Origin of the sequence: Alteromonas stellipolaris (genome assembly GCF_001562115.1) — a bacterium.
Lineage (GTDB): Bacteria > Pseudomonadota > Gammaproteobacteria > Enterobacterales > Alteromonadaceae > Alteromonas > Alteromonas stellipolaris.
The window spans coordinates 2,424,617-2,438,519 of the sequence record NZ_CP013926.1 but is presented as its reverse complement, the minus strand read 5'-3'; the positions used below and the strand labels follow the sequence as shown (position 1 = coordinate 2,438,519).

5 protein-coding genes are annotated in these 13,903 nt (G+C 43.9%); all 5 read left to right on the top strand.

All coding sequences use genetic code 11. The annotated features are described in order from the left end of the window. The first annotated feature begins 43 nt into the window (after positions 1-43). The 5 genes from AVL57_RS10365 to AVL57_RS10345 all read left to right on the top strand — a co-directional run bounded on the left by AVL57_RS10365 (position 44) and on the right by AVL57_RS10345 (position 13,770). Positions 44-2,848: a TonB-dependent receptor gene (locus AVL57_RS10365; RefSeq protein WP_057791631.1), complete on the top strand. Its 2,805-nt coding sequence runs from the start codon at positions 44-46 to the stop codon at positions 2,846-2,848. Positions 2,849-3,004: 156 nt separating this feature from the next. Continuing rightward, on the top strand, positions 3,005-4,591 hold the full coding sequence (locus AVL57_RS10360) for a tryptophan halogenase family protein (protein ID WP_231751112.1): 1,587 nt from the start codon (positions 3,005-3,007) through the stop codon (positions 4,589-4,591). Positions 4,592-4,989: 398 nt separating this feature from the next. Beyond that, a complete protein-coding gene (locus AVL57_RS10355) occupies positions 4,990-8,085 on the top strand; it encodes a TonB-dependent receptor (RefSeq protein ID WP_057791633.1) in 3,096 nt (1,031 codons plus the stop codon). An 86-nt stretch (positions 8,086-8,171) separates the two neighbouring features. Beyond that, the gene (locus AVL57_RS10350; RefSeq protein WP_061093607.1) at positions 8,172-12,521 is read left to right on the top strand and encodes an alpha-1,6-glucosidase domain-containing protein; all 4,350 of its coding nucleotides are present in this window, start codon (positions 8,172-8,174) and stop codon (positions 12,519-12,521) included. Positions 12,522-12,894: 373 nt separating this feature from the next. Beyond that, positions 12,895-13,770, top strand: a complete 876-nt coding sequence (locus tag AVL57_RS10345; protein WP_057791635.1) for a patatin-like phospholipase family protein — start codon at positions 12,895-12,897, stop codon at positions 13,768-13,770. The last annotated feature ends 133 nt before the right edge of the window (positions 13,771-13,903 follow it).

Genomic DNA, 13,903 nt, shown 5'->3' with positions numbered 1-13,903 from the left:
TAACAAAAAGACAACAAATATAACTGAATGGGACACCTGTTTTATGAAACAATTTAAACCAAATCTCATCAAGGTTGCGCTGATCACTGGTGGCGTAGCTTTTGGTTGTTCGCCTACATTTGCACAAGAAACAAATTCTGAAGCAGCTGATGAAGCTAACGTTGAAGTTATTCAAGTTAGCGGTATACGTGGCAGCTTACAACGCGCTCAAGCAATTAAGATGGACAATACATCTATTGTTGAAGCGTTATCCGCAGAAGACATCGGTAAATTACCGGATACAAGTATTGCAGAATCTATTTCACGTTTGCCTGGTCTAGCCGGTGAGCGTAGAAACGGTCGTACAAGTGGTATTTCAGTACGTGGTTTCAACGAAAACTACGTAGGTACATCACTTAACGGTCGTGAATTATTAGGTATGGGTGACAACCGCGGCGTTGAATTCGATCTTTACCCTACAGAAATCATTTCTAGCATTGTTGTTTATAAAACAGCAGAAGCTGGCATGACTACCCAAAACATTGGTGGTTCAATTGATCTTCAAACGATTAGCCCACTAACAGCAAAAAGTACTTTTGCTATCAATGGCTCGTATGAAAAGAATGCTGAAGATTCTCCTAACCCAGACTTCGACAATAATGGGCATCGTATTTCAGTAAACTACGTTGATCAATTTGCCGACGATACCATTGGTTTAGCATTAACTGTTGCTAGCATGGAATCACCTCGTCAAGAACAACACTTCCGTGGTTGGGGTTACGCGGGTGCTAACGCAGATAATGCCGTTGACGGTGTAGATGTTGCAGAAGGAACTACGATTCTAGGTGGACACGATTCATTTGCACGTTCAGCTATGTTAGAGCGTGACTCTATCGCAGCTGTGGTTGAATGGGCGCCTAATGATAAATTAAATGTTCAAGTAGATGCGCTTTACATCGATTTTGTTGAAGATGACGTTCGTCGTGGTCTTGAAGAAGGCGGTGCTGAATGGGGTACTGGCGAATATACTATTACTGGTGTTGAAAACGGTTTAGTGACATCAGGCTACTACGATGGCTTCTATTCAGTTATTCGTAACGACGCTCGTACTCAAGAAGCTGACTTAACAACAGTGGGCGTTAACGCTGAATACATTTTAAATGATAACTGGACGCTTGAGTTTGATTACTCTACCGGTAAAGTTGAAAAAGACATTATCGATGTAGAGAGTTATTCAGGTGTAGGCCGTGCGGGTATTGATGGTCGTCCTATTACTGCTCGTAGTTGGGAAATGACGTCGACTGGCGCGGTATATTCTGATCACCCAAGCATTGCACCGGTTGACCTTACCGACGAAAGCTTAATTCGTCTTGCAGGCCCACAAGCGTGGGGCGCACCTATTATTGGCGCAGACGCACAAGATGGTTTTGTTAACCAACCAAACTATGAAGAAGACCTAGATACTTACCGCTTTGATGCAAAAGGGTACGTTGAATGGGGCGTAGTGACTGGCATGTCTGCGGGCGTTATCTACTCAGACCGCAGCAAAACCAAAGAAAACAACGGTGCATATTTAACTGCGCCTAGCTATCCTGGTGATGCGGCTATTCCAGATGTACTAGGTGTAGTACCTTTAGATTTCATCGGTATAGATGGTATTCTTGCGTATGATTCACTTGGACTGTTCCAAAGTGGTTATTACACAGCGACAGACGCCAAGCTTGTACAAAACGATCGTTTAGGAGATAGCTACACGGTTGATGAAGAATTACTGACTTTCTACACTAAATTTGATTTAGAAATGGAAGTGGGTGATGTTTATATTCGCGGTAACGTGGGTGTGCAAGTGGTTAATGCTGACCAACAATCTACCGGTTTCTCAACTACGTCAGATGCTGATGGAATGACAGTAGCGGTACCGGTTTCTGGTGGTGCTGATTACACAGATGTACTACCAACACTTAACCTTTCTGCAGAAGTAGCGGAAGGTCAGTTTGTACGTTTCGCTTTGGGTAAAGTGATTTCAAGACCACGTATGGACGATATGCGTCCAAATACGCAGGCGTCTTTTGCATTCAACGATAACCAAATTACCAGTACCGATCCTGAAAATGGGCCTTGGAGTGGTAGCTCAGGTAACCCTGAACTTAAGCCTCTTGAAGCTAACCAGTTGGATATCGCTTATGAAAACTACTTCTCTGATACGGGTTATGTAGCGGCTTCATTCTTCTATAAGGATATTAAAAACTGGCATCGTGATACGAGTGTACTGACTGATTTCTCTGATGTGTACATTCCTGATTTACACCAAGGTTCAGAAGGTCAAACGCCAGCAACTTTCTTAGGTTCAGTAGGCAGTGTACTTGATGGTTTTGAAGGATATGTGCGCGGTTATGAACTTCAAGGTTCGTTACCAGGTGAATTGCTTCATGACTCACTTGAAGGCTTTGGCTTGTTCGCAAGTGCTACCTTCATGGAAGGTGAAGTAGATGCAGCACCTACGCAAACAGAAACCCGTATTCCAGGTTTGTCTGAAGAGTCATACAGCATGACATTCTTCTATGAAAGCAATGGTTTCGAATTCCGTGTTGCGGCAACGAAGCGTGATGACTACCTAACAGAAGAACGCGGTACTAGCTTGGCATTAGTAGATGCTACTAAGCAAGGCGGTACATTGGTTGACGCACAAATCGGTTACGACTTTAGCGAGTCTGGTATTGAGTCTCTGGAAGGCCTCCGTGTTACTTTCCAAGCGCAAAACTTAACTGATGAAGATGATATTCAAGCGTCACAGGCGGATTCTCGTCAAATCACGCAATATCAATCTTACGGTACTAACTACTTGTTAGGCTTTAACTATACCTTCTAATGGTTGAGCGAAAGCCAACATTAGGATAGATACTAACCACCTTGTTGTTTCAGCGCTCGAATATGAATTCCGGCGGCGAAGCAAAAGGTGGTTTTTTATTGTAAAAAGACAGGCAAACCATCTACAGTGTGGTGAAGTAAGTAGTAAGGGTTGAATATGGCAGTGGCAAATCAAAAAGAGGCGAATCAACAAGCAACGGATCAACAGACAAGGGATCACCAAGAAGCTAAGCATACGCCAGTGAAACGTGTTGTTGTTGCTGGGGGCGGAACGGCAGGGTGGCTAGCGGCCGCGTTACTGAAAAAAGTCATTGGCGAAGCTGTGAATATTACCCTCGTAGAATCTGAAGCTATCGGCACAGTTGGAGTAGGCGAGGCCACCATTCCGCCCATCCGCTTAGTTAACCAAGTGCTAGGTATTGACGAGGCAACCTTTCTTCGTGATACCAAAGCTACCATTAAGCTAGCAATTCGATTTGAAAACTGGAAGCAGCAAGGGCAGCACTACTACCACACGTTCGGCGCGCCAGGTAAAAGCATGGCCTTTTGTCACTTTCATCACTTTTGGCTAAAAGCGCGTCAGCAGGGTTTGAAACACGATTTATGGGATTATGATCTTAATTATTTAGCGGCAGAGGCAGGTAAATTTGCACGTATTAATGCGAAAGATCCGGTTTTAGAGCTTCCTTTTGCTTACCACTTTGACGCCTCACTCTATGCACAATATCTCCGTAAACTCAGTGAAGGAATGGGGGTTAGAAGGGTTGAAGGTAAAATCAGTCATGTATCAAGGCACAAACTCAGTGGCAATGTAAAAGCATTGCATCTCGAAAATGGCCACGCCATTGATGGCGACTTGTTTATCGACTGCACTGGTTTTCGAGGGTTGTTGATTAACGAAACCCTGGGGGCCGGTTATGATGATTGGTCTCATTTGTTGCCTTGCGATTCGGCTATCGCAGTGCCTTCTGAACGCCACGAAAATACTGCACCTTTTACCCGTTCTATCGCCCACGATGCGGGCTGGCAGTGGCGTATTCCATTGCAACATCGTAATGGCAATGGTCACGTTTATAGTTCACGTTATATTAGTGATAACCAAGCCCACGATACGCTAATGGCTAACTTAGATACCAAACCATTAGGCGATCCTAAACTCATTAAATTTACTACCGGTCGTCGTAGACAGCAGTGGTATAAAAATGTGGTTGCGGTAGGCCTCTCTAGTGGATTCTTAGAGCCTTTGGAATCTACAAGTATTCACCTGATTCAATCAGCCATCGTAAGGTTAATTAAACTATTTCCACACCAAGGTATTTCAGATAGTGCTGTTGCCGAATACAACGCACAATCAAAAGTAGAATTTGAGCAAATACGAGATTTCCTAGTATTGCATTATTGTTTAAATGAACGCGAAGACAGTGATTTCTGGCGAGATATGCGCCACTTAACATTACCAGACTCGTTGGTGCACAAAATGGCGCTGTTTAAACAAAATGGCAATTTAGTGCGCGAGCAGAGTGACTTATTTTTAGAAAGTTCTTGGCTACAAGTTATGTATGGGCAAGGGCTAGTCCCTGAAGATTATCATGGGTTAACGAATAGCTTTTCTGATGAAAAAACGCAAGCTATGTTAGCGTCCTTATATAAGATTAAACGGGAACCAATAGCATCGTTACCAACACATGATGCGTACATTCAATCTATGATTGATAGTGCAAATAAAACGTCTGTGAGCTTTTAATTGATTTGGATTTTTATTGCAGGTGTGTTGCGGGCCTATGTGCTATTTATTTCATCGTATTTAGCTTTGCCTCAACATACTTTGTGTTCGGTTCGCCTCACTGAGCGTTGGTGTGCAGCACGGCTGAAAAATTAACATTTATTAACACCTAACCATTCTATGTACCCCTCAAGCTTTCCTTGAGGGTCTATTCCTCATTTAAATTCAATAATTTACACACCCCGTTAAGTCAGGTGTTGCTAATATGTATTGCTGTGTAAATTTAATGTAAATGAATACGTATGCATAGTGTTGCTCTCTTTTTATACAACCCGATACTATTTGTGGCAGAACCATAAGTGACGAGTTTGGGTGTGGTATTCCCGAACCGTTGATAAAAAATAAGGAACGGGGCACCAATGAGAACATTCAAACTTAAGCCTATCATGGTGGCGTTAGTCAGTAGTGGGTTGGCATTTTCCCTGCCAATTTACGCACAGCAAACGTCGGAAGACACCATTGATGAAGTCGGTAACGAAACTTCAATTGAGCAATCGCGCGGTCAACCAGCTGCTGATGACATATCTGAGGACACGCTCGAACGTATAGAGGTGAGGGGGTTTAGTACTAGCCTCATTCAATCACTCAACCAGAAACGTTTTTCTGACACAGTGTCAGAACAAATTTCAGCGGATGATTTGGGCGGTTTGCCTGATGTATCTATGGCAGATGCCCTTACCCGATTGCCGGGTATATCAGCTGTTCGAACAGGGGGACAAGCGGCTGAGATTAACATTCGTGGTTTAGCCGGTGACTTTGTGTTCTCTACACTCAATGGTCGTGAGCAAGTGTCTACGAGTGGAAGCCGAGCCATTGAGTTCGACCAGTACCCATCAGAATTGATCACCGAAGCCAGTGTATACAAATCGCCTAAAGCATCGCTCATTGAAGGGGGGATTGCGGGAACGGTAGAACTGAAAACAGCAAGCCCATTAGCCATGGAAGAGCAGCATAAGTTTAGTGCCAATATGCGGGGTATGTATAACGATCGAGCCAATGAGATATCTGATGCCAGTGAATACGGCCATCGATTGAGTTTTTCCTATCAAGGGAAGTTCATGGACGACACCGTAGGTTTATCTCTTGGTTATGCACGTTTATTCCAACCTAGTGTATCTACCCAATTTGTGGGCTTAGCATATAACGGGGCTGTTGATGTAGATGGTATTGAAGGTGACATCGACAGAGCAGGCACAGACTGCCCAGAGTGTGAGCTCATTTCAGAAGGCTTTGAAATGCAACACAAGGGTGGTGAGCAAACTCGTGATGGGTACGTTGCAGCCATAGAATGGGCACCACTGGAAAATTTCACCTTAAAAGCCGATGCATTTATTTCTAAATTCGATTCAGAAGAATTTGCCCGTGGGTATCGAGTAAAATTAGGCGGTATAACGGCAGGCATCACGAACCCTGTCATTGTGAATAATAGTGTGATTGGTGGCACTTTTTCTCGAACAGACAACAGCTTTACTCGGGTTGAACTAGTTAACGACGACAACCAGGATTTCGATAGCGTTGAAAACTTTGGTATTAACGCAGATTGGGAAATTAGTGCTGACTTGTCGGTGCAATTTGATGTGTCTCGTTCCACCGCGAAAAGTGATTTCCGTAATGGCTTGCTATGGTCGTTAGTCAGTGAAGATGCCAACGCCATCAGCCCTGTGTTTGATGAGAACGTTCAAATTTCGTATTTGTTGAATGGTAATAATCTTCCTGATTTAGCCTTTAATCAAGCAGATGCGTTTTCCGATATTGATAGGGTGATGGTCAGTAAGTACGGTATTTATCCGTTTGTAAACAAAGATGAGCTTGATGCTTACAAGGTCGATTTCCAATACTTTATCGACATGCCTATCGTGACTGGCTTGGAGTTTGGCTATCGCTATTCTGATAGAGAGTACAGCAACGATCGTTCAGTATTTGAATACGGCAATGACAGTGCATTTTCAGTAAGTGAGCCACCGCTGAGGTTAACAAATGACATGGTGGAGCAAGTCGATTGGGCTGGCGATTTTAGCTATTTCCCAAGCTATTTGTCGGTAGACTTAAACAGTGCGCTTAACGCATGGTTTCCAAGCGGCTATCCTCAACCGGTTCAAACTTGGGGGCCAGGGGCTGCTGGCGTGATTAATGGTCCAGGTACAGGGCCGTCTACCTCTTGGACTATGCAAGAAAGTGGTCAGGTGTTTGAAACGGTAAACTCTGCTTATGTGATGGCGGGTCTAAGCACTGAGATAGCGGGAATGCCAGTAACGGGTAACGTGGGTGTCCGGTATGTAAAAACCAAACAAAGCTCTACTACATACCAGCGTGCTACGTCGTTAATTACCGACCCAGAAACGGGTGTCACAATAGAGGTGAGTGATCCCACCGCGGGCGCACAAAATATTACCGACGATGCCGGCTTAATTAACAATTTTTATCGCTTCACAACGCTTACTCACGAATACGACGATGTGTTGCCGTCTATTAATCTAAATTTTGCGCTTACAGATAATACCCAACTAAGAGTCGCTGCAGCAAAAGTGATGGGCCGTGCGCCTATCAATAGGTTTGCAGCAAATGCTTCTACCACCGTTGAAACGGTGACTGCTGTGCAGGATAGAGACTCGGGGGAGGTTACGTTGTCGCAACCTACCGCCAAGGTAAACGGGAACGCAACAAATAGCCCTTACCTAGAGCCTTTTTATGCCACCCAATATGATATTTCATGGGAATACTATTTTGAGGATACCGAAGGGGCATTGATACTGGCAGCGTTTTACAAAGACATAGAGTCTTTCATTGAAGAAATTAACATAGAACCTTATGACTTCAGTGGCAACGGTATTGTGGTTCCAGATTCGGTACAGGTACCTGTCTATCTTGAGCCTGAGTTTGTGGGTCAAGAGGCTGAGTTGTCTCGGGATGCCGACGGCAACCCTATCTTTGTTACGGTTCCTACAGAAAATGGGAGCTATAGTACGGCAGTAAATAACGCTGAAGGCGGCTATATTCGAGGTGTTGAAATTGCCTACACTGAAATTTATAGCAAGTTGCCGGATTTCTGGTCTGGCTTAGGGGTTACGGCTAGTTACTCTTACACGGAAAGTGAAATTCAACGTACGCTGAGTAGTTCGGTGTATTCGGATAGCTTGCCTGGCTTATCCGAAAATGTCGCCACGGTAACGCTATTTTGGGAATACGAAGGGTTTGAAACTCGCTTATCTGGGCGTTATCGAGATTTCTTCGTTTCTGAACAAGTGGCGGTGAACGATCAAACCGTTAATTTTGATTCTGAACTGGTTGTTGATTACCAAGCATCCTATGAAATTAACGATAATTGGAGCGTTTTGTTTCAAGTTAACAACGTTACCGACGAACCTACCAAAAGCTATTTCACCTCTTCTGAACAAACCGGCACCATTCAGTTTTTCGGTACGCAGTATTACTTAGGGATGACATACCAATTATGAGTATTTTACCTCTCTCCCAAAAGCTGAATCCTAAGGCAATCAATGCCAATACTGCGTTTATGAAAAAGAAAAATTTGGAGTTATCCATGTTAACGAAACCCTTATCAACGCCAATGCTGAATGTATGGCGTATTGCAGCACTTATTCTAACGGCGCTTCTTGTAGTAGGTTGCGGGGGCTCAGGTGTTGAATCTGGCTCTAACAATTTACTGACTTGTAATGTACCAAACGTACCTAATGCAGACGGCAGCGCGTGTGTCGCACCCCCGCCTATTCAGTGTGATGCACCTACGGTACCAAATGAAACTAATGATGCGTGTGTGGTTGGCGCCGATCCAAGTTTGCCACTACCGGTATTTTTCCCTGCAGATAATCAAGCGGTTTTATACTACAACCGCGCGGCAGTTGATGCTGATAATTCCACAAACGATCCCGTGTACGAAGGCTGGCGTTTGCATACCTGGAACAACGATGAATGTGACGCATATGCCGATTCAGATACTGATTGGGCCAACGGACGTCAACATACGGGGATCGATCCTAATTATGGCGCGTATTGGGTTTTAGATTTAAAAAATGATTTTGATGATTGCCACAATTTTATCATTCACTTAGGCACTGACGATGCAGGCAAAGAGCTGGGTGGTTCTGACTTCCAAGCTTCGCTAGTTCAAGATGATGATACTTACGTGCGAATGAACTTTACCTTATCGGGAGAGCCCACTTTATTTGAATACCCAATTATGTCACTTGGGCCACAGCCAGTGGATATAGTGGGGTTTGGCGCACATTGGTTAGATGCGAATACGATATTGTGGGATGTGGCTGATACCGTATCTACCGTGAAGCTTCACTATTCACCGAATGCTGACTTAGAAAGTTCATTGGAAAGTGGAATTAACGGCACGTCAGTAGCGTTAATGCCTGCCACGTTAGACGATAGCCAAACTGCTAAAGCAGAAAACCTAGCGGGTCTTCAGGCGTGGGAAGGTGACTGGAGCCTAGAGGATGCAAAAACGGTCTTAACCACTCAAGCCGTAGTAGGTGGGTATGACAGTGATGGCGTTTTAATAGCAGCAACAGGCTTACAAAACGCAAAGGTTATTGATGCTATTTATACGGCGGGTGATGAAGATGCAAATGAAGCAAGTTTAGGGGCCGTATATTCTGACACGGGTATTGCGGTGGCGGTATGGGCACCCACGGCTCAAAATGTAGATTTGCTGACCTTCAACGATAACAAAACCCTCGCTAATCGCTATAGCATGACACGCGACACCGTTACAGGTATTTGGCAATTTGAAGGAGACATGTCGTTAGATAGACAGCTTTACCGCTATGAAGTGACGGTTTTTCATCCGCAAACGGGGGCGGTAGAAAAACTTGAAGTTACTGACCCTTATTCGGTAAGCCTTAGCACCAATGGCCGCTTTTCTCGCTTTGTTAACTTAGCTGATGACGATTTAAAACCAGAGGGGTGGGATACGCAGGTCATTCCTACGTTGGAAAACCCTGAGGATGCCGTTATTTATGAAGGTCATGTACGAGACTTCAGTATTCGCGATATGTCTACAAGCGAAGCAAATCGTGGCAAGTACATGGCATTTACTGAGCAAAACACGGCACCTGTTTTACACCTACAAAAACTGGTTGAAGCGGGGCTAAATTACTTTCATGTACTGCCAGCGAACGATATTGCCACTATTGATGAGGACCCGACTAAAACGGTTGGTTTATTTGATACGGTTGCGGACTTGTGTCGTCTAAATACCGAAGCTGCAGTTTGTGAGGAAGAAAACAGTGCCACACAACTTATTGATGTATACAACAGCTACGACCCACTAGCTGAAGCAGCGAAAGCTCAACAGCTTACAAGTGATATGCGTGCCATTGATGGTTTTAATTGGGGTTATGATCCACATCATTTTAACGCTCCTGAAGGTAGCTATGCGTCAAGCGCCGAGGGGGTAGAACGTATAGTTGAAATGCGGGCCATGATTCAAGCGCTGCATGAAATGGGCCTTCGAGTTGCTTTAGATGTGGTATTTAATCATACCAATGCCTCTGGCGTGTTTGCTAAATCTGTACTGGACAAAGTAGTCCCTGGCTATTTCCATCGATATGAAACAGACACGGGTGATATTGTTCGCGAAACCTGCTGTGACGACACTGAACCGCGCAACGTCATGATGGAAAAATTGATGCAAGATTCACTACTTATGTGGACCGAGCATTACAAATACGACGCTTTTCGTTTCGACATTATGAGCCAAGCTTCTAAAGAAACCATGTTGCAATTGCGCAACAGCGTACAAGCATTAGATGAAGACAATTACTTCTACGGCGAAGGCTGGACGCGCATTGACAGAGGTTATGAGCAAGCGAACCAGCTAAATATGGCCGGTACGCAAATAGGCACGTACAACGATAGAATTCGTGAAGCTATTCGCCAAGGGAATATCTTTTCACCTGATTCTGACGCGCTATTGAGCGATCAAGATAAAGTGAAGATGAGCATGGTAGGCACCCTACAAGACTATGTGCTTGAAACCTCGGCTGGTGTGGCCAGCAATACCAGTAACCTAGGTGGTTACGCACTCGATCCTGCCGACATTATTAACTATGTGTCTAAACATGATAATGAAACCTTATGGGATCAACTGAACTACACCTTGCCAATGGATATTTCGTTGAGTGAGCGCGTACGTGCACAGAATGTCGCTATCGGTATTCCACTGGTGTCTCAAGGTATTCCATTCTTGCAAATGGGGGGCGATTTACTGCGCTCTAAGTCTATGGACAGAAACACCTATGATGCAGGTGACTGGTTCAACTTCGTTGATTTTACCTATGAAACCAACAACTGGAATGTGGGTTTACCGTTAGCACAAGACAATGAAGTTCGCTGGGAAGAAATGGGTGAATTTATTTATAGCCCAGAACGAGCAGCAACGATGACTGATATATTGCTCGCGTCGGATGTATTTAACGAGTTGCTTGCCATTCGTATGGAAAGTCCGTTATTTCGTTTAACTACCGCAGAGGACATCATTAACCGTATTGGCTTTCATAATATCGGTTCAAACCAGCAAAAAGGCTTAATAGCCATGAGTATTGATGATGGTGTTACGGCTGATGCTGAAACGCTACGTACCGACCTCGATATGCAAAATGATGCCATCGTTGTACTTGTGAATACGGGGTACGAAACGCAATCTATAAGCATCAATACCGCAACCGGGTTTTCATTACATGCGACGCAAATGAAATCAAGTGATGAAACTGTGCGAGGCGCTACGTTTAACGAAGCTGAAGACGGGAATGGTATATTCACGGTTCCAGCACTGACCATTGCCGTATTTGTGAAGCCGCAATCTGGCGCACAAGGTTACGGTTTGTCGGCCTACGCAACTTCTGGTGCCCCGGATGTTGTGCCTTATGGTGAAACTACGCCTTACCTTCGCGGCGATATGAACGGTTGGACGACTGATAATCCATTTATTTATAAAGGGGATGGCATTTATGAAGTTGCTGTTGCCTTGGAAGCGGGAATCACTTATGGCTTTAAGTTTGCCTCAGAGGATTGGGAAACGGTTAATTTTGGTGCCGCAGACGGAGATGATGCTGCGTTTGTAGAAAGTGAGCCTAAAATCTTGGCTAGAACTAATAATAATTTATCATTCACTCCGGCTATTGGTGCTACGTATCTGTTTACCATAAACGCCTCGGATTCAGAGTCCCCAGTACTCACTATTGTTAACGAAGAGCCCTATGTTGGCACACCTGTGTTTATTCGAGGTGCAGTGAACGATTGGGGCACTAATGACGAACTTGTGTATCAAGGGGGGCGTATCTATATAGTGACAATGGATATAGACCCAGGCAGTTATGAATTCAAAGTCGCTTCTGAAGATTGGGATACGGTTAATTTTGGCGCATTGAGTGCTGATGATGCAGATAAGAATGTTAACGTAGGTCAAACGACTGCTTTGGCAAGAACAAACGATAATCTGCTTTTGACTATTGAAGAAGCTGACCGTTATGTATTTGTTTTTGATGTAAATGACGAAAACAATCCCACCATAGGTGTGTATAAAGAAGCCTATTTCGGTGATACAGAAGTGTACATTCGCGGTGGTATGAACGGGTGGGGAACTACTGACCTATTTACCTACCAAGGTGAGGGTGAGTACACGGTAGATATTGAACTCAGCATAGGAAGTGCGGAGTTCAAGGTGGCATCAGAAGATTGGAATACTGTTAATTTAGGTAACCCAAACGATGCGGCATCTAACCTAGTAACGCCGGGTCAGCCAAAAGTGTTGTCATTTAGCAACAACAATCTTGTTATTGACGTCACTGATGCTGGGCTTTACGAATTTAAAGTGTCTGGTCCTAATGGAGAGTCGCCTACACTCACCGTGAGCGCAAAATAACTATTAGCGTTGAATCAAAAAACTAAAGCCGTGGATTTTCACGGCTTTTTTATTCTTTAAACAGTTTTTTCCATTAAGCCAATCAGTTTTTCTCTTGCATCTTTCTCACCCGATTACGGCAAAATTAAAAATTCGCACTATTGGAACATACTTTGCTTTGTTCAACCTATGTAGTAGATGAACGCTACACACAATTGCAACTTAGCAAAAGTGCATGTTTATGCACATTGGCGCTTCAGCAATAGGTGTGGTTAATAATAGGCATTGCTGAACAACATTGTTTTTCCTGAGCTTTTAGATGGCTAAGGGTGCTCTAATAGAAGGATTTAATTAAGTAGTAATTTTATATATTGCTATAACGGAGATTCAGACAATGAAATCAGCTTTAGTGGTAGAAGGTGGGGCGATGCGTGGCGTATTTGCAGCTGGCGTATTGGATAAGTTTATGGAGGAAAATTACTATCCGTTTGATTTCGCGATAGGAGTGTCGGCTGGGGCAACAAACCTCTCAACATACGTAGCTAGAATGCCAGGCCTTAGTAAGACCATTATCACGCAGCATGCCACTAAACGAGAGTTTTTCAGCCCAATACGTTTTATTAAAGGTGGGCATATGACTGATGTTCATTGGTTATGGCATCACTCTAAAAAGTCGTTGGGCATACCTGCACCAGGTGAAAAAACAGCAATGCCACTGTATGTTGGGATCACTAATGTTGAGTCGGGTGAATGTGAATACATACAAGCTACGGAAGAAAATGTTGATGCGTTGATGGTAGCATCCTGTGCCATTCCAACAGCGTTTAGAGAACAACCCATAATAGATGGCAACCGCTATGTTGACGGCGGAGTGGCTGATGCTATACCGGCAATAAAAGCTTATGAGATGGGGGCACGTGATATAACGGTAGTGCTATCTCAACCTAAGGGCTTCACGAAGCCGGCAGTAAAAACAGCGTGGCTTTTAGAAAAAATGTATGGCGCTCAACCCGCCTTACTAGATAAGATGACGAAAAGATCAAATATTTATAACGAAACATTGAATTTTCTCTTAAATCCGCCGTCTGATTGCAAAATTACTGTCATTGCGCCTGATGAGGCGTTCTGCGTTAAACGTTTAACAATGGATAAAAAGAAACTATTACGTGGCTACGGGCAGGGAAGGCGGATGGCAAGACGTGCTATATCGAATTGGCAAAAAGAATTGCAGACTGCACAGAGTAATAAAACCGTCGCGCAACTAAACTAAAGTATAAGAATAACGCTCAATACCGAAGTAACTAATAAATTAGAATGGCGTAAAGCTGCAATAGATAAGATGGCAGTGCTGAAAAACGATTGCGCAACAAAATAACAAAATAATAAATAATAAGAAGAGGTCG

Coding starts and splice junctions, on each gene's coding strand:
- AVL57_RS10345 (WP_057791635.1), top strand. CDS start 12,895: ATGAAATCAGCTTTAGTGGTAGAAGGTGGGGCGATGCGTGGCGTATTT.
- AVL57_RS10350 (WP_061093607.1), top strand. CDS start 8,172: ATGTTAACGAAACCCTTATCAACGCCAATGCTGAATGTATGGCGTATT.
- AVL57_RS10365 (WP_057791631.1), top strand. CDS start 44: ATGAAACAATTTAAACCAAATCTCATCAAGGTTGCGCTGATCACTGGT.
- AVL57_RS10355 (WP_057791633.1), top strand. CDS start 4,990: ATGAGAACATTCAAACTTAAGCCTATCATGGTGGCGTTAGTCAGTAGT.
- AVL57_RS10360 (WP_231751112.1), top strand. CDS start 3,005: ATGGCAGTGGCAAATCAAAAAGAGGCGAATCAACAAGCAACGGATCAA.